Origin of the sequence: Streptomyces aculeolatus (assembly GCF_020400605.1) — a bacterium.
Taxonomy (GTDB): Bacteria; Actinomycetota; Actinomycetes; order Streptomycetales; family Streptomycetaceae; genus Streptomyces; species Streptomyces aculeolatus.
Genome location: NZ_JAINRD010000001.1, coordinates 1 through 17,065, shown reverse-complemented (window position 1 = coordinate 17,065; position 17,065 = coordinate 1). Strand labels below are relative to the sequence as shown.

Genomic DNA, 17,065 nt, shown 5'->3' with positions numbered 1-17,065 from the left:
CTCGCCGACCGGCTCCCCGGGGAGCCCGCCGCCTAGTCCGCCGGGATGCCGAACCAGCGGAGGTGGACCGGCCGCGCGCCCGGGGCCGCGTTCTCCGGGGTGTGGCGGTACTTGGCCAGGAGCTTCAGGTAGTCGTCGTGGAAGGCGTCGAGCTGCTCCTTCGTCAGGTGGCTCAGTCCGCGTGACCCCCGCAGCCACCCCTCCTCCGTCTCCTCCTGCTGCCCCGCCGCGAACCGCCGCGCCAGCTCCAGGTCCTCCGCCCCGCGCAGCCGGTCCAGTTCCGCTATCACCGCCCGCTCCCCCGCTGTGACGTCGTCCATCGGCGGGCGGCGGATGTCCAGTCCCGGTACGCCGCGCCACCAGCGTTCGCGGCCCGCCGACCGCTCCGGGATGTCCTCGATGAGGCCGCCGCGCTCCAGCATGCGCAGGTGGTAGCTGAGCGTTCCGGTGTTCTCGTCCAGCGCCGCCGCGAGCGTCGTCGACGTCGCCGGGCCGTGCACCGAGAGGTGGCGCAGGATGCGCAGCCGCAGCGGGTGCGCGAGCGCTTTGAGCGCTTCCGGGCTGCTGACCTTGCGCCTCTCGTCCGTCATGGCCGCCAGTTTATCCACAGGTTCCTCTGCAGAGGTTTCTTTGCAGAGGAATCTCTGTAATGCTGCCGCCATGACCAAGAACTGGAACCGCAGGTCGTACGGAACGGCCGCTGCCCGCCTCACCGCGACCGCGGCCACCGCGGCGACCGCGCTCACCGCCCTGCTCGCCGTCCTCACCGCCGGCGCCGCCCCCGCCTCTGCCTCCGCCCCTGCCTCCGCCTCTGCGGCGCCCGGCCCGCCCGGGTCCGGGTTCGACTTCGGTGCCTGCCCGGCGGTGGCCGAGCTGCCCGAGGGTGCCGACCCCGGGACCTGGCGCTGCGAGGTGATGCACGCGACGGGGCGGCTGCGGGTCGGCGGAGTGGACGAGCCCATCGACCGGCCGATGACGCTGACGTTCGCGGAGGGCCGGGTCGACGGCGCGTATGCGCAGGTGTTCGGCGAGATGACGGCCGAGCCGATACGGGTGGGGGGCACGCCGCTGACGCTCACGCCGCAGTACGGGGGCTACAGCGACTTCGAAGCCGACGACGCGCGCCGCGGCGAGCTGGACCTGACCCTCGCGGTCGGCGGCCCGCTGCTGCCGGAGGGCTGCTCCATAGGCGGGGCGGCCGCGGAGCCGGTCCACCTCGTCCTGAAGGACACCCGCCCCACGGAGGTCATATCCCAGGACCCGCTGATGGTTTCCTTCGCCGCCGCGGACACGGAGTTCGCCGCCCCGCGCACCGGCGGCTGCGGACGCCTGGCCGGCCCGGTCCTGGACCGGCTGCTGGACCTGCCGGCCCCGGCGGGGGAGAACCGGCTCGAACTCGACGCCACGGTGGCCATCAGGCCGTACGCGTAACGCCCTGCTTGCGGCATCCGGCACCTAGTCGATCTTCACTCGTTCGGCATGATCACGAACTGTGGTCCGCGCCGTTGCACAGGTCTGAGGGTGCCTCCCATGCGGGGAGGCCCACGACGGAACAGAAGGTGCACTGATGCGCAGGCTTCGATCCGTGATCTCGGCCACCGCGGCTGCGGTTGCCCTGGCCGGGACCGTCCTGACAGGGGCTTCCCCGGCCCAAGCCGACGTCGGCGACGTCACCTACGCCGACATGCTCGGCGGCCGGGTGACGTTCGTCCAGACCGACGCCTCCACGGTACGGATGAACGGCCAGTTCAACGACGGCTTCTACGATCCCCACGCCCGCTGCCTGATCTACGTCGGGCAGCTTCCGCCGCCGGACCACCTGGACGCCAGGATCACCCCTCCGGGAACGACTCCGTTCGAGTACGACTACCAGGACGTCACCATCGACGACTTCACCGCGGTCCCGGTGAGGGTCGTCTGCGACGACGAGGTGATCGGCGTCGGAATGACGGTCCCCGTCGAGTAGACCGGCGACTGCCGCAGCGGGCGGGCCGACGGCACGCTGCCGGCCCGACCCGCGGTGGTCCGCAACCCGGGAAAGGAGGCCGGCCGGCTCACTCCGTCAGGAACGCCGCCAGCGCGGCGGCCAGCAGGTGCGGGTCCTCCGCGCCGCACAGCTCCCGCGCCGAGTGCATCGAGAGGATGGCCACCCCGATGTCCACGGTCGTGATCCCGTGGCGGGCCGCCGTGATGGGGCCGATGGTCGTGCCGCAGGGCATCGCGTTGTTCGAGACGAACGTCTGCCACGGCACGCCGGCCCGCTCGCAGGCGGTGGCGAGGATCCCGCGGCCGGTGCCGTCCGTGGCGTAGCGCTGGTTGACGTTGACCTTGAGGATCGGGCCCGCGTTCGGCATCGGGTGGTGGCCCGGCTCGTGCCGCTCGGGGTAGTTCGGGTGCACGGCGTGGCCGGTGTCGGAGGAGAGGCAGACGGAGCCGGCCAGGGCGCGCGCGGTGTCGTCGTACGAGCCGCCGCGGGCGGCGACGGTGCGGCGCAGGACGGTGCCGAGGAGGGGGCCCTCCGCGCCGGTGTCGGACTGGCTGCCGGTCTCCTCGTGGTCGAAGGCGGCCAGCACGGGGATCGTGGTCGGCGGGGTGCCGGCAGCCGCCGCGGCGGTGAGGGCGGCGACGCCGGCGTGCACGGAGAGGAGGTTGTCCATGCGCGGGCCCGCGAGCAGTTCGCGGTCGCGGCCGAGGTAGGCGGGGGGTTCGACGCTGTGCGCCATCAGGTCCCAGCCGATGATGTCGTCCGGCGCGACCCCGGCCTCCGCGGCCAGGAAGTCGACGAGGTCGCCCTCGCGTACGGGGCCGAGGCCCCAGATCGGCGTCGCGTGGCGCTGCTTGTCGAGCTTCAGGCCCTCGGAGACGACGCCCCGGTCGAGGTGGATGGCGAGCTGGGGTACGCGCAGCAGCGGCCGGTCGACGTTGACCAGCCGCACCTCCCCACCGCCCGGCCCCCGGCCGCCGCCGGCACCCGGGTCCGCGTCCGTCCCCGCGCCCGCGCCCGCGTCCGTCCCCGCGCCCGCGCCCGCGTCCGTCGCGCCCGGCCGCAGCGTCAGCCGGCCCGCCAGCCCCAGGTCCCGGTCCAGCCAGCTGTTCAGCAGCGGCCCGCCGTAGACCTCGACCGCGATCTGCCGCCAGCCGTGCGAGCCGGTGTCCGGCACCGGCTTGACCCGCAGGTTGGGGGAGTCCGTGTGGGCGCCGACGATGTGGAACGGCGTCTCGGGGGCGCTGCCCTCGGGCACGTACCAGGCGATGAGCGCACCGCCGCGCAGCACGTAGCGGCCGCCGGCCGTGGCGTCCCAGGCGTCGGTCTCCCGGAGCTGGGTGAACCCGGCCTTCTCCAGCCGCCGGGCGGCCTCCGCCACGGCGTGGTACGGCGTGGGGGAGGCGGTGAGGTACCCGGCGAGGTCGTCGGTGTGGCTGCGGTCGAACCGGGGCGGAGAAGCAGAGGTCATGAGCCAAGCCTAAGACGTGAGTGAGAAGCGGAATCGAGCCATTGCCTTTGCCGAATCGTTGTCTTACGTTCTTCCGGGTGCGCGTCGCCTGTTGCCACTGAGGCACCGGCCGTCCGCACGGGGGGAGTGACGGGCAGGCACGGTATGACGGAAGGTGGCAGAGGCCCCATGGGAGTCGTGAACACGGGCATCAAGCGCAGAGCTCGGCTGCTGGGCGAGGCGCTCCGGCCGCCGCGGCAGTTGACGGGCCCGGGCGCGGAGGCGAACTCCGCGGCCCAGGTGGCGCCCGAGGCCGCGACGCCGCAGACGACTCCGGAGCAGGCGAAGCCGAAGGGCCCGCGCCCGCCGAAGAAGACGGTCGCCCTGGACTACGGGGTGGACGCCATGCCCCGGCAGGTCGAGGCGCCGGTCTTCGTGCTCGCGCCGGTGCGCTCCGGCTCGACCCTGCTGCGCATGCTGCTCAACAGCCATTCCCGGATACGCGCCCCGCACGAGCTGCACCTGCGCACCCTCGGCGTGGAGCTGACCCCCGGCTTCTCCGACCAGTCCATGCTCGAACTGGGCCTGGACAAGGTGGAGCTGGAGCACGTGCTGTGGGACCGGGTGCTGCACCTGGAGCTGGAGCGCAGCGGCAAGGACGTCGTCGTCGACAAGACCCCGGGCAACGTGTGGGCCTGGGAGCGGCTGGCGCACGCCTGGCCGAAGGCGAAGTTCCTGTTCCTGCTGCGCCATCCCGAGGGCGTCGTCAGCTCGTTGGACAACCGCAAGTCCAACACCTCCACCCGCGCGCAGAACGAGGCGAACGCGCTGAAGTACTTCGAGCCGCTGGAGCGGGCCCGCACCGCGCTCGACGGCCACACCCTCACGTACGAGGACCTGACCTCCGACCCGGAGCGGGTCATGCGGGAGGTGTGCGCGTACCTGGAGGTGGAGTTCGAGGCGTCGATGCTGGAGTACGGCGAGCAGGACCACGGCCGGCTCCGGCCCAACCTCGGCGACCGCAGCGACAACATCAAGTCCGGCCGGATCCAGGCGGCCCGCACCTTCGAGGAGGGGGCCGCCGAGCTGTCGCCGGAGATGGCGGAGTACGCCGCCGCCTGGGGGTACGCGGGCTGACCCGGCCCCCCGGCTCCGGGAGCGACGCTCCGGGAGCCCACCGGGGTCCGGATCCGGCGCCGCCCTCGTCGTCGAACGGCGCCGTGTCCGGGCCCCGGGGGCCACGTCTCAGAACGCGGCTTCGTCCAGTTCCATCAGCGACTGGTCCGTGCTCTCCGCCAGCGACCGCTGCATCGCGACCCGCGGCAGCACGTTCCGGGCGAAGAAGGTCGCCGCCGCGATCTTCCCCTGGTAGAACGCGACGTCCTTCGCCGCGGCCGTCGGCAGCTTCTCCGCGGCCACCGCGGCGCCCTTCAGCAGCAGGTACGCGATCACGACGTCGCCGGAGGCGAGCAGCAGGCCGGTGGTGTTGAGCCCCACCTTGTAGATGGACTTCACGTCCTTCTCGGTGGCGGCCAGGTCGGTCAGCATCACGCCGACGATGGCCTCCAGGTCCACCGCCGCCCCGGCCAGCGTGTCGCGCGCCGCGGCCAGCTGCTCCCCGCCGACCGCCTCGGCCAGGAACTTCTTGATCTCCTCGGCCAGCGAGGTGAGCGCCTGCCCCTGGTTGCGGACGATCTTCCGGAAGAAGTAGTCCTGCCCCTGGATGGCGGTGGTGCCCTCGTAGAGCGTGTCGATCTTCGCGTCGCGGATGTACTGCTCGATCGGGTACTCCTGCAGATAGCCGGAGCCGCCGAAGGTCTGCAGGGACTGGGCGAGCTGCTCGTACGACTTCTCCGACCCGTACCCCTTGACGATGGGCAGCAGCAGGTCGTTCAGCGCGTGCTGCGCGGAGGTGTCCTCGCCCGCGGCCTCGCGGACCTGGATGGTGTCCTGCACGGAGGCGGTGTAGAGGACGAGGGCGCGCATGCCCTCGGCGTACGCCTTCTGCGTCATCAGCGAGCGGCGCACGTCCGGGTGGTGCGTGATGGTCACGCGCGGCGCGGTCTTGTCGGTGAACTGCGCCAGGTCCGGGCCCTGGACGCGCTCCTTGGCGTACTCCAGCGCGTTGAGGTAGCCGGTCGAGAGGGTGGCGATGGCCTTCGTGCCGACCATCATCCGCGCAAACTCGATGATCTTGAACATCTGGCGGATGCCGTCGTGCTTCCCGCCGAGCAGCCAGCCCTTCGCGGGGTGCCCCCCGGGAGATGCAGTGCCGAAGGTCAGCTCGCAGGTGTTGGAGACCTTCAGGCCCATTTTGTGCTCGACGTTGGTGGCGTAAACGCCGTTGCGGTCGCCCAGCTCGCCGGTCTCCCAGTCGAAGTCGTACTTCGGCACGACGAACAGGCTCAGCCCCTTCGTGCCGGGCCCGGCGCCCTCCGGGCGGGCCAGCACGAAGTGCACGATGTTCTCCGACAGGTCGTGCTCGCCGGAGGTGATGAAGCGCTTCACGCCCTCGATGTGCCACGTGCCGTCCGGCTGCTCCAGCGCCTTCGCCCGGCCGGCGCCCACGTCGGAGCCGGCGTCCGGCTCGGTGAGCACCATCGTCGAGCCCCAGCGCCGCTCGACCATCAGCCGGGCGGCCTTGCGCTGCTCCTCGGTGCCCTCGTCGTACAGCACGCCCGCGAAGGCCGGCCCGGAGGCGTACATCCACACGGCCGGGTTCGCGCCCAGCACCATCTCGGCGTACGCCCAGATCAGCGACGACGGCGTCGCCGTGCCGCCGATCTCCTCGGGCAGGCCCAGGCGCCACCACTCGGCGTCCATGTAGGTCTCGTACGACTTCTTGAAGGCCGCGGGAACGGGGGCGGTGCCGGTCTCCGGGTCGAAGACCGGGGGATTGCGGTCGCCGTCGGTGAAGGACTCGGCCAGGTCGTTCTCGGCCAGCCGGGCGATCTCCGTGAGCACGCTCCGCGCGGTCTCGGTGTCCATGTCCTCGAAGGGGCCCGTGCCGTAGACGTCGCCGCGGCCCAGCACCTCGAAGAGGTTGAACTCGATGTCCCGGAGGTTCGACTTGTAGTGGCCCATGCGCAGGCTCCGTATCAGGCAAAAGGGATCAGCGACCATCCATGATGCTACCCGTCAGTAATAAAACGCAACCCTCCTCTTGTCACATCCGTCCGACTGGCGGAGTCACCACCTGCACGCCCGCGACGCGGCTAGGCTTGAAAACATGTACGGCTACGACCAGTCCGCCGGTTACGGCGCCCCCCAGGGCCACCCCCAGGCGCCCCCGCCGGGGCACCCCCAGGGGCACCAGTACGCCGCGCCGCCCCCCGGGCCGTACGACCAGCCCGCCCCCGGCTACGCCGAGCAGCAGCCCCTCTACCCCGAGCCGTCCCAGCCCGCCCCGCCGTCCCTCGCGGACGCGGTCAAGGCCTTCGCGGGCGGCGCCATCGGCTCCGAGGACTTCCAGCAGATCTTCGCCACCTCCAAGATCTACTGCCCCCGCGGCGACAACCCCGGCTTCCTCGCCCTGCACAACACCCAGCAGCCGGTGATCCCGCTCTTCAGCTCGCTGAAGGAGCTGCGCCGCTACGCGGGCCGGGAGTCGAAGTACTTCACGGTCACCGGCGCGGAGGTCATCGACCTGCTGCCCACGGGGTACGGCTTCGTGCTGGACATCGAGGGCGACCACCGGATGGTCGTGGACGCGAAGGCGGTCGAGGAGATGGTCGACTTCGCGATGCGCCGGATGTACGGCTGAGCGCGGGAATGAGACGGCCCTCGGAGGTCGTTTAACCCTCAACCACCTGAGGGCGGACCAACCGAGGAGACCCCATGCCTGCAGTCACCACCGACAACCCGCTGCTCCTCCCCCGCGTCTCCCCGCCCCCGCCCACCGCCGAGGCCCGCTCGGTGCGCACGGTCAGCACCGCGCCGCAGGGCTACGAGGGCGAGGGCTTCCCGGTCCGCCGCGCGTTCGCGGGCATCGACTACGCCCACCTCGACCCGTTCATCATGATGGACCAGATGGGGGAGGTCGATTACGAGGCCGGGGAGCCGAAGGGCACGGCCTGGCACCCGCACCGCGGCTTCGAGACCGTGACGTACATCATCGACGGCACGTTCGTGCACCGGGACTCGCACGGCGGCGGCGGGGTCATCACGGACGGCGACACCCAGTGGATGACCGCCGGCAGCGGACTGCTGCACATCGAGACCCCGCCGGAGGAGCTGGTCCTCAGCGGCGGCCTCTTCCACGGCCTGCAGCTCTGGGTGAACCTGCCGCGCGAGAACAAGATGATCGCGCCGAAGTACCAGGACCTCCGCGGCCGGAACGTGAAGCTCCTCACCTCCCCCGACGGCGGCGCCCTCCTGCGCCTGATCGCCGGCGACCTGGAGGGCCACGCGGGCCCCGGCGCGACGCACACCCCCATCACCATGATCCACGCCTCCGTCACCCCCGGCGCCGAGGTGACCCTCCCCTGGCGCGCGGACTTCAACGCCCTCGCCTACGCCCTCGCCGGCAGCGGCACGGCGGGCGCCGAGGCCCGCCCCTTCGGCACCGGCCAGGCGGTGGTCTTCGGCCACGGCGAGTCGCTGACGGTCCGGGCGGACGCCGCGCAGGACTCGCGCAGCGAGAACTTCGAGGTGGTCCTGCTGGGCGGCCTGCCGATCAGGGAGCCGATGATGCAGTACGGCCCGTTCGTGATGAACACCCACGTGGAACTGGCCCAGGCCTTCGAGGACTTCAAGTCCGGCCGCCTCGGCACGATCCCCGCGGACGCGTAACGCCCACCTCCCCGGCCGGCCCGCCCCGAAGCACTCCGGACGCCGAAAGGACGACCCGTGACCCCCGCCGCGCTCTGGACCCGTGCCCTCTGAGGAAAGAGATTGCCCCCGGGGGAGTGCTCACGTTGGGTGGGTGGCATGACGGAACTGCGTACCGATCGCCTTGTGCTGCGCCGATGGCGGGACTCCGACCTGGAACCGTGGGCCGCGTTGAACGCCGATCCCGATGTCCGGGAGCACCTGGGCGACCTCCTCACCCGTGCGGAGAGCGACGCCTCCGTGGCGCGGTTCCAGGCCGACCTCGACCGCCGCGGCTTCGGCTGGTGGGCGGTCGAGGTGCGGGCCACCGGTGAGTTCGTCGGCTTCGCGGGCCTGGATCCGGTCGACGACGGCATGCCGTTCACCGGAGTGGAGATCGGCTGGCGACTCGCACGCCGGGCCTGGGGCCGGGGCTACGCCACCGAGGCCGCGCGGGCCGTCCTGGCCTACGGGTTCGACACGCTCGGGCTTGCCGAGATCCTCGCCGTGACGACGTCCGCCAACCTTCGCTCCCAGGCCGTGATGCGCAGGATCGGCATGGTCCGGGACCCGGCCGGCGACTTCGACGACCCCGCCGTGCCCGCAGGGCCGTTGCGTTCGAACGTGGTGTTCCGGATCGTGCGTGCGGGGCCGTGTGTTGCGGAGGGGGTGGGAGTGGCGGAGGGTTGAGGGGTGGAGGGTGTCGTGGGCGAGTATGCCGAGCTGCGCGGGGTGCGGAGTTGGTTCGAGGTCGAGGGTGACGGGGAGCCGCTCGTGCTGTTGCACGGCGGGTTCTGCACCGCCGAGACCTGGGGCGCGCAGCGGGGGGAGCTGGCCGGTGCGTACCGGGTGTACCTGCCCGAGCGGCGCGCGCACGGGCACACCCCCGATGTGCCGGGGCCGCTGACGTACGCCGACATGGCCGACGACACCGTCGCCTTCCTGGAGACCGTCGTCGGCGGGCCCGCGCACCTGGTCGGGTGGAGCGACGGCGGTATCGTCGCGATGCTCGTCGCCCTCGCGCGCCCCGACCTCGTGCGCAAGGTCGTGCTGATGGGGGCCGGCTTCCGGCCCGCCGGCGAGTGCTTCGTCGAGCCCGCCATGCTCGACTCGATGACGGCCGAAGGGGACGACCTCGCGTTCTTCCGCGGGCTGTACGAGGCTGTCAGCCCCGACGGGCCGGACCACTGGCCCACGGTGGTCGACAAGGTCATCGAGATGTGGCGTACGGAGCCGACGCTCACCGAGGACGACCTGGGCCGGATCTCCGCCCCCACGCTCGTGCTCGTCGGCGACGACGACCTGATGACGCTGGAGCACACCATCGCCCTCTACCGCGCCGTCCCGCGCAGCCGGCTGGCGGTCGTGCCCGGGGCGTCCCACGTGGTGCCGCTGGAGCAGGCGGGGCTGGTCAACCGGCTCGTCCTGGAGCACCTCGCGCTCGACGAGGTCGAGACGATGCTGCCCGTACGGCGGGCGCCCGCGAACCCCGGCGGCTGACCCCCGCCGCGGCGACCCCAGCCACAACGACCCCAGCCACAACGACCCCAGCCACAACGACCCCAGCCACAACGACCCCAGCCACAACGACCCCAGCCATAACGACCCCGCTACGGCGTCGGCCGCTCCTCCTCGTGGAACTCGCACCAGATCTCCTTGCCGTCCCCCTTCGGCTCCGTGCCCCACTCGCCCGACAGCTCCTGGAGCAGGAACAGCCCGCGGCCCGAGGAGGACAGCTCCCCCGGATGGCGCAGATGGGGGAGGCCCGTGTCGGCGTCGCCGACGCTGACGCGCAGGGTGCGGTTGCCGCGGGGGCCGGTGACGTCGGCGCTGATGTCGGCGTCGCTGTCGGTGTGCAGGAGCACGTTGGCGACGAGTTCGGAGAGGACCAGCTCGGCGGAGTCGACCTGCGCGGGGGTGGACCAGTCGAAGAGCATGGCGCGGAGTTCGTGGCGGGCGTCCGCGGTGCGCTGCTGCTCCGCCTGGGGGACGGTGAGGTGCATGTGGCGGCCGGTGGCGGGGGCGGCGCCCGGTTCGCCCTCCCGCGGGGGCTGGTCGCGGCGGAGGAGGACGAGCGCGATGTCGTCCTCGCGGCGCTCCGCGTGCGGCCCGGGGGTGGCGTGGGAGTGGGGGCCGCTGACGGCGTCGATGAGCGCGTCCGCCAGCGTCTCCAGGTCGTCGCCCACGTGCCCGGAGTAGACCCGGCGCAGCCGGTCGCGGCCGGTCTCCAGGTCGTGGCCGCCGGTCTCGATGAGCCCGTCGCTGCACAGCAGCATCAGCTCGCCCGGCTCCATGACCAGTCGGGTGACGGGGTAGTCGGGGTCCTCGACGACGCCGAGGGGCAGGCCGCCCTCGGTGGGGCGGACGAGGAGGGTGCCGTCGCCGATGCCCATCGCCGGGTCGAGGTGGCCGGCGCGGGCGATGTGGAGGGTGCCGGCGGCCGGGTCGGCCTTCATGTAGAGGCAGGTGGCGAAGCGGGGGTCGGCGTCCTCGGGCAGGGAGTCGGTGTCCAGGCCCTCGCGCTGGTTCAGCTGGGTGAGGAAGTGGGAGGCCCGGGTGAGTACGGCATCGGGGTGGTGCCCTTCGGAGGCGTACGCGCGGATGGCGATCCGCAGCTGGCTCATCAGTCCGGCGGCGCGCACGTCGTGGCCCTGGACGTCGCCGATGACCACGGCCGTCTTGCCGGACGGCAGCGTGATCACGTCGTACCAGTCGCCGCCGATCTCCAGCCCGCCGCCGGTCGGCACGTAGCGGGCGGCCACCGTCATGCCCGGTGTCGGCGGCACCTCCTCCGGCATCAGGCTGCGCTGCAGCCCGGCGGACAGCTCGCGCTCGGACTCGTGCACGTGCGCGCGGGACAGCGCCTGCGCCAGCATGCGCGCCACGGTGGTGAGCACGGAGCGCTCGTCGGGCGTGAAGGGCGCGGGGTGGGAGAAGGCCGCCAGCCACACGCCGATGACCCGGCCGGCCACGATCAGCGGCACGTACGCCCATGAGCGCCGGCCCAGCCGGCCGGCGAGCCGCCACGCCTCGGGGAAGCGGCGGCGGTACTCCTCGCGGCCCGCGATGTAGATGGCGCGGCCGGTGCGGACCGCGACGGAGCCGGGGTAGTCGGATTCGAGGGGGATGTCGCTGAAGGGCTCCTCGTCCTCGGGGCGGTAGCCGTGCTGCCCGATGACGGTGAGGTGGTCGCCCTCGACGCCGAAGACGGCCATGCCGTCGGGCGAGAAGCCGGGCATCGACAGGGACGCGGCGACGCGCAGCACCTGGTCGGTGCCGCGGGACTCGGCGAGCGCGCGGCCGGCGTCGAGCAGGAAGGCCTCGCGGGACAGCCGCCAGTCGCTGGTCAGCGGCGAGGGCGGGGAGGTGCCGGCGCTGGCGCCGGGGAGGGGCTCGACGACCTCCTGCACCGTGCCGGACATGAGCGCGTCGCCCGCGGGCACGTCGCCTTGTCCGCGGCCCGCCTGCCCCTCGCCCTCCCGGCCCGCCCGCCCGGCGTCCTCCGGCTTCGCCCGCCCGGTCTCCTCCCGGCCCGCCCGGCCCGGACCGCCGTGCTCCCCGGGCGCCGGCCGGCCGCCGCGGAACGGCCGCATCCTGGTCCGTACGACCCGCAGCACCGTCCCCCGCTCGTCCACGATCCGCAGTGCCGCCTCCGCGACGGTGCCCTCCGTGCGGGCCAGGTCCATCGCCCCGGCCAGCTCGACGTAGTCCACGCCGTGGCAGTGGCCCCGTACGACCGCGGCCGTCGTCTCCGTCTGCCGAGCGGGCAGGCCGACGAGCCGGGCGGCCTCGGCGTCCATGGTCACGGTGCCGGAGGCGGCATCCCAGCTCCACACCCCGGTGCCGACGGCAGCCAGGACCTCCTCGGTGCGCATTGCCCTATTTTAAGGTGATTGCCCCCGTGCGGCCGGGGAAGGCGGGGACGGTAGTCTTGGCGGGCTGAGCACTCTCCTGGCCGAATCGGCGGCGAGCCGAGGACGACGGCCGGAGACGGCGAGCCGAACACGACGAGCCCGACGAACTGGATGAATGATGCACCGGTACCGGTCCCACACCTGTGGCGAGCTGCGCGCGAGCGACGTCGGCGGCGACGTCCGCCTGTCCGGCTGGCTGCACAATAGGCGCGACCTGGGCGGCATCCTCTTCATCGATCTGCGCGACCACTACGGCGTCGTCCAGCTCGTCGCCCGCCCCGGCACCGCCGCGAACGAGGCGCTGGCGCACCTCACCAAGGAGACCGTCGTACGGGTGGACGGCAAGGTCGTCTCCCGCGGCGCCGACAACGTCAACCCCGAGCTGCCCACCGGCGAGATCGAGATCGAGGTCGCCGACGTCGAGGTCCTGGGCGCCGCCGAGCAGATCCCGTTCACGATCAACGCCGAGGACGGCGTCGGCGAGGAGCGCCGGCTCGAGTACCGCTTCCTCGACCTGCGCCGCGAGCGCATGCACCGCAACATCATGCTGCGTACCGCGGTCGTCACGGCCATCCGGCAGAAGATGACGGCCCTCGGGTTCAACGAGCTGACCACCCCGATCCTCTCGGCCACCTCCCCCGAGGGCGCCCGCGACTTCCTGGTGCCCTCCCGGCTGCACCCCGGCACGTTCTACGCGCTGCCGCAGGCCCCGCAGCAGTTCAAGCAGCTGCTGATGATGGCCGGGTTCGACCGGTACTTCCAGATCGCGCCCTGCTTCCGCGACGAGGACGCCCGCGCCGACCGCTCGCCCGGCGAGTTCTACCAGCTCGACATGGAGATGAGCTTCGTCGAGCAGGAGGACGTCTTCGCCGTCATCGAGAAGGTGATGACGGAGCTGTTCGAGGAGTTCGGCAACGGCCGGCACGTCACGTCGCCGTTCCCGCGGGTCCCGTACCGCGAGGCGATGGTCAAGTACGGCTCGGACAAGCCGGACCTGCGGGCGGAGCTGGAGCTGTCGGACGTCACGGACGTCTTCGCGGGCAGCGAGTTCAAGGCGTTCGCGGGCAAGCACGTGCGGGCGCTGCCGGTGCCGGCCGTGCAGGACCAGCCGCGCAAGTTCTTCGACGCCCTCGGCGACTTCGCCGTCGAGCAGGGCGCGAAGGGCCTGGCGTGGGTGCGGGTCGGCGAGGGTGGCGCGCTGACGGGCCCGATCGCGAAGTTCCTCACCGAGGAGAACGTGGGGGTGCTCACCGAGCGCCTGGGCCTGGCCGCCGGGCACGCGGTGTTCTTCGGCGCCGGCGACACCGACGAGGTCTCCAAGATCATGGGCGCGGTGCGCGTGGAGGCCGCGAAGCGCGCCGGGCGGTTCGCCGAGGACGTCTACCGGTTCTGCTGGATCGTCGACTTCCCGATGTTCGAGAAGGACGAGGAGACGGGCGCGATCGAGTTCTCGCACAACCCGTTCTCGATGCCGCAGGGCGGCATCGAGGCGCTGGAGAACAAGGACCCGCTGGACGTCCTCGCGTACCAGTACGACATCGTCTGCAACGGCGTCGAGCTGTCCTCCGGCGCGATCCGGAACCACGAGCCCGAGGTCATGTTCAAGGCCTTCGGCATCGCGGGCTACAGCAAGGACGACGTGGAGCGCGAGTTCGGCGGCATGCTGCGCGCGTTCCGCTTCGGCGCCCCGCCGCACGGCGGGATCGCGCCCGGCATCGACCGCATCGTGATGCTGCTGGCCGACGAGCCGAACATCCGCGAGACGATCGCCTTCCCCCTCAACGGCAACGCGCAGGACCTGCTGATGGGCGCGCCCAGCGAGGTCGACGAGGCCCGCCTGCGCGAGCTGCACATCGAGCTGCGCAAGCCCCAGCCCAAGTAGCGGGCGGGCTTCCACACCGGCGTACGGGCCGGGGCGCCCCGCGGGGCCCCCGGCCCGTGGTGGTGCCAGGTACACCCCCGAGTCGGGTGGGCATCCCATGGGACGCGCGGGCGCGAGTTCCTAGGTTGATGTCATCCGACGTCGCAGAGGGGAACCGTCCCATGTGGGCCATGGCCATCCGTACGCTCCGCCACCGGGCCGCCTCGCTGTCGGCGACCTTCCTGGCGCTCTTCCTGGGCGCCGTCATCGTGATGACGTGCGGCGGCCTGCTGGAGACCGGCATACGCAACAACGCGCCCGCCCAGCGCCTCGCGGGCGCCGACCTCGTCGTCACCGGCGACCGCGACCTGCCCCGCGGCGACGAGACCGCCGTCCTGCCCGAACGCCCCGCGCTGGACGACGCCCTGACCGCGGCCGTACGGGACGTCCCCGGCGTCGAACGCGCCGTCCCCGAGCGGGTCTTCGAGGCCGCCGTACTCGGGGACGGCGACGCCCCCGACGCGCAGGCCCACGGCTGGTCCTCCGCCGCCGTCACCCCGTACGAACTGGCCGCCGGCCGGGCGCCGGAGGGCCCCCGCGACGTGGTGCTGGACGAGGCGACCGCCGGGGCGTACGGCGTGCGCCCCGGCGACGAGGTGCGCGTCGCCGCGCAGGGCGGCGCCGAGGCGTACCGCCTGACCGGCGTGGTCCGCAGCGGGCACGCCGTCGACCGCGGCGCCGTGTTCTTCACCGACGAGCGCGCCCGCGAACTCTCCCCCGCCGTCGCCGACATCGCCGTCACCGCCGCGCCCGGCACCGACCACGGCGAGCTGAAGGACCGCCTCGGCGGGGTCGTCGCGGACCGCACCGCGCAGGCGCAGGCCCCCGCGAAGGTCGTCACCGGCGACGACCGCGGCGCCGTCGAGTACCCGGAGGTGCTGACCCGCAAGGAGGACCTCATCGCGCTGGCCGGCGCCTTCGGCGGCATGGCCGCCCTCGTCGCGGTCTTCGTCGTCTCCGGCACGGTCGCGCTGTCCGTCGAGCGCCGCCGCCGCGAGTTCGCCCTGCTGCGCACCATCGGCGGCACCCCGCGCCAGCTGCGCCGGCTGCTGCTCGCCGAGACGCTGATGGTCGCGCTGGTCGCGGGCGCGGCGGGCTGGTTCGCCGGACCGCCCGCGGGGGAGCGGCTGTTCGAGGAGTTCACCGGCAGCGGCATGGTGTCGGAGGCCGTCGCGTACGAGCAGGGCTGGATCCCCGCGGTCGCCGCGGGCGGCGCGCTGCTGCTGACCTCGCTGCTCGGCGGCTTCATCGGCGGCCGGCGCGGGGTGCGGGTCACGGCCGTCGAGGCGATGGCGGAGTCCGCGGTACGGACCCGCTGGGCGTCCCCGGTACGGATCGTGGCGGCCCTGCTCTTCCTCGCCGGCGCGACCGCGCTGGCCATCCTCACCTGGGTGCTCTTCGACGGCCCGATCGCCGCCAGCACCGCCGGGCCCACCGTGCTGTGCACGGCCATCGGCCTCGCGCTCCTCGGCCCGGGCCTGACGAAGCTGTGCACCGTGCTGATCTCCGGCCCGGTCCGGGCCGTCACCGGCGCCGGCGGCGAACTCGCCGTCCTCACCGCCCGGGCCCGCGCCGTGCGGATGGCGGGCGTCGTCACGCCCGTGATGCTGGCCGTCGCGATGGCCACCGCGAACCTGTACCTCCAGACCACGCAGACCGACGCCTCCCGCGAGGCGTACGCGCAGAACCTGCGCGCCGACGCCGTCGTCGACTCCGCCTCCGGCACCCTCGACCCGGCGCTCACCGCCGACGTCCGCGCCACCGACGGCGTCGCCGCGGCCGGCGCGTACGTCACCAGCACCGGCTGGATCGACGGCATCGGCGACGAGGACGGCGTACCGCTCCAGGGCATCGACGCCCGCGGCGCCGCCCGCACCACCGCCCTGGACCCGGTCGAGGGCGAGGTCGCCGACCTCACCGGCGCCACGGTCGCCCTGCCCGCCGGCGCGGCGGACGGGCGCAGCGTCGGCGACACCGTCGAGGTGCGCTTCGGCGACGGCGCCGCCGCGGACCTGCGGATCGCCGTGCTCTTCGAGGGCCGCGCCGGATACGACACCGCGTTCGTGCCCGCCGGCCTCCTCGCCGGGCACACCGACGGGGCGCTGCCGCAGCAGATCCTCGTACGCGCCGAGGACGGCACGAGCGCGGCGGCGCTGACGGCGAGCCTGGAGAAGACCCTTGCGGACCACCCCGGCACCGCCGTCGCCGACCGCGACGAGCTGATCGAGGCCAACATCAAGGACACCGAGACCCAGGCGTGGGTCAACTACCTGATGGTCGGCATGATCGTCGCGTACACCGCGATCTCCGTGGTCAACAACCTGGTGCTCTCCGTCTCCGGCCGCCGCCGCGAGTTCGGGCTCCAGCGGCTCGCCGGTGCCACCCGCCGGCAGGTGCTGCGGATGCTGACGATCGAGGCGCTGATCGTCGCCGGGATCGGCGTGGGCCTCGGCACGGCGGCCGCGGCCACCGCGCTGGTGCCGTTCAGCCACGCGGCGGCGGACAGCATGCTCCCCTCCGGCCCGCTGTCCGTCTACGCGGCCGTGGTCGCCGGTGCCGTGGCCCTCGCCCTCACCGCCACCCTCGTGCCGGGCTGGGCGGCCCTGCGCAAGCGCCCCGCGGAGGCGGCGCTGGCGGAGGAGTGAGCAGAAAGGGATGAGCAGGGCGGGCCCGCCCCGGGTGCGGGGCGGGCCCGTGTCTTGCGGCGGCACCGCCAGGCAGCACCGCAAGACGGCTCGGCCGGCCGGTGTCCCCCGGGGCACCGGCCGGAGTCGTCGGCTCAGCCGAAGCGGCCCGAGACGTAGTCCTCGGTCGCCTGCACCGAGGGGTTGGAGAAGATCTTGTCGGTGTCGTCCAGCTCGATGAGCCGGCCCGGCTCGCCGACGGCGGCCAGGTTGAAGAACGCGGTACGGTCCGAGACCCGGGCCGCCTGCTGCATGTTGTGCGTCACGATGACGATCGTGAACCGCGTCTTCAGGTCCCCGATG

The 17,065-nt window shown here is 72.9% G+C and carries 13 protein-coding genes and 1 pseudogene; 9 read left to right on the top strand and 5 right to left on the bottom strand.

Going from position 1 to position 17,065, the window contains the following annotated elements:
• Nucleotides 1-32: 32 nt before the first annotated feature.
• Entirely contained in the window at nucleotides 33-590 is a 558-nt protein-coding gene (locus LG396_RS00070; protein ID WP_225793090.1) for an ArsR/SmtB family transcription factor, read from the bottom strand.
• 70 nt (nucleotides 591-660) lie between these two features.
• Here LG396_RS00070 and LG396_RS00065 point away from each other — a divergent pair, with 70 nt between their 5' ends.
• Both LG396_RS00065 and LG396_RS00060 read left to right on the top strand, forming a co-directional pair.
• Complete coding sequence (locus tag LG396_RS00065; protein ID WP_225793089.1) at nucleotides 661-1,431, top strand: hypothetical protein; 771 nt, start codon at nucleotides 661-663, stop codon at nucleotides 1,429-1,431.
• Nucleotides 1,432-1,567: 136 nt separating this feature from the next.
• On the top strand, nucleotides 1,568-1,966 hold the full coding sequence (locus LG396_RS00060) for a hypothetical protein (RefSeq protein ID WP_225793088.1): 399 nt from the start codon (nucleotides 1,568-1,570) through the stop codon (nucleotides 1,964-1,966).
• A gap of 88 nt (nucleotides 1,967-2,054) precedes the next feature.
• Here the strand turns inward: LG396_RS00060 and LG396_RS00055 are convergent, their stop codons facing one another.
• Nucleotides 2,055-3,455 (bottom strand): M18 family aminopeptidase, encoded by a 1,401-nt coding sequence (locus tag LG396_RS00055; RefSeq protein WP_225793087.1) that lies wholly within the window; start codon nucleotides 3,453-3,455, stop codon nucleotides 2,055-2,057.
• A gap of 168 nt (nucleotides 3,456-3,623) precedes the next feature.
• Here LG396_RS00055 and LG396_RS00050 point away from each other — a divergent pair, with 168 nt between their 5' ends.
• Nucleotides 3,624-4,571, top strand: a complete 948-nt coding sequence (locus tag LG396_RS00050) for a sulfotransferase family protein (RefSeq protein ID WP_225793086.1) — start codon at nucleotides 3,624-3,626, stop codon at nucleotides 4,569-4,571.
• 108 nt (nucleotides 4,572-4,679) lie between these two features.
• Here the strand turns inward: LG396_RS00050 and LG396_RS00045 are convergent, their stop codons facing one another.
• Nucleotides 4,680-6,518 (bottom strand): acyl-CoA dehydrogenase, encoded by a 1,839-nt coding sequence (locus LG396_RS00045; protein WP_225793085.1) that lies wholly within the window; start codon nucleotides 6,516-6,518, stop codon nucleotides 4,680-4,682.
• Between the two features lie 145 nt (nucleotides 6,519-6,663).
• Between LG396_RS00045 and LG396_RS00040 the strand changes: the two genes are divergently transcribed.
• The 4 genes from LG396_RS00040 (at nucleotide 6,664) to LG396_RS00025 (ending at nucleotide 9,743) form a co-directional block, all read left to right on the top strand.
• Nucleotides 6,664-7,197: an SseB family protein gene (locus LG396_RS00040; RefSeq protein WP_225793084.1), complete on the top strand. Its 534-nt coding sequence runs from the start codon at nucleotides 6,664-6,666 to the stop codon at nucleotides 7,195-7,197.
• A 74-nt stretch (nucleotides 7,198-7,271) separates the two neighbouring features.
• Complete coding sequence (locus LG396_RS00035) at nucleotides 7,272-8,225, top strand: pirin family protein (protein WP_027745070.1); 954 nt, start codon at nucleotides 7,272-7,274, stop codon at nucleotides 8,223-8,225.
• Between the two features lie 138 nt (nucleotides 8,226-8,363).
• Nucleotides 8,364-8,933, top strand: a complete 570-nt coding sequence (locus LG396_RS00030; RefSeq protein ID WP_225793083.1) for a GNAT family N-acetyltransferase — start codon at nucleotides 8,364-8,366, stop codon at nucleotides 8,931-8,933.
• 15 nt (nucleotides 8,934-8,948) lie between these two features.
• Complete coding sequence (locus LG396_RS00025) at nucleotides 8,949-9,743, top strand: alpha/beta fold hydrolase (RefSeq protein ID WP_225793082.1); 795 nt, start codon at nucleotides 8,949-8,951, stop codon at nucleotides 9,741-9,743.
• A gap of 110 nt (nucleotides 9,744-9,853) precedes the next feature.
• Here the strand turns inward: LG396_RS00025 and LG396_RS00020 are convergent, their stop codons facing one another.
• On the bottom strand, nucleotides 9,854-12,118 hold the full coding sequence (locus tag LG396_RS00020) for an ATP-binding SpoIIE family protein phosphatase (protein ID WP_225793081.1): 2,265 nt from the start codon (nucleotides 12,116-12,118) through the stop codon (nucleotides 9,854-9,856).
• 157 nt (nucleotides 12,119-12,275) lie between these two features.
• Here LG396_RS00020 and aspS point away from each other — a divergent pair, with 157 nt between their 5' ends.
• Both aspS and LG396_RS00010 read left to right on the top strand, forming a co-directional pair.
• Complete coding sequence (gene aspS / locus LG396_RS00015; protein WP_225793080.1) at nucleotides 12,276-14,039, top strand: aspartate--tRNA ligase; 1,764 nt, start codon at nucleotides 12,276-12,278, stop codon at nucleotides 14,037-14,039.
• A gap of 170 nt (nucleotides 14,040-14,209) precedes the next feature.
• Nucleotides 14,210-16,723 (top strand): FtsX-like permease family protein, encoded by a 2,514-nt coding sequence (locus tag LG396_RS00010; protein ID WP_225793079.1) that lies wholly within the window; start codon nucleotides 14,210-14,212, stop codon nucleotides 16,721-16,723.
• A gap of 134 nt (nucleotides 16,724-16,857) precedes the next feature.
• On the opposite strand, the pseudogene pstB reads toward LG396_RS00010, so the two are convergent.
• Nucleotides 16,858-17,065 (bottom strand): annotated as a pseudogene (gene pstB, locus LG396_RS00005) (phosphate ABC transporter ATP-binding protein); the annotation flags it as partial.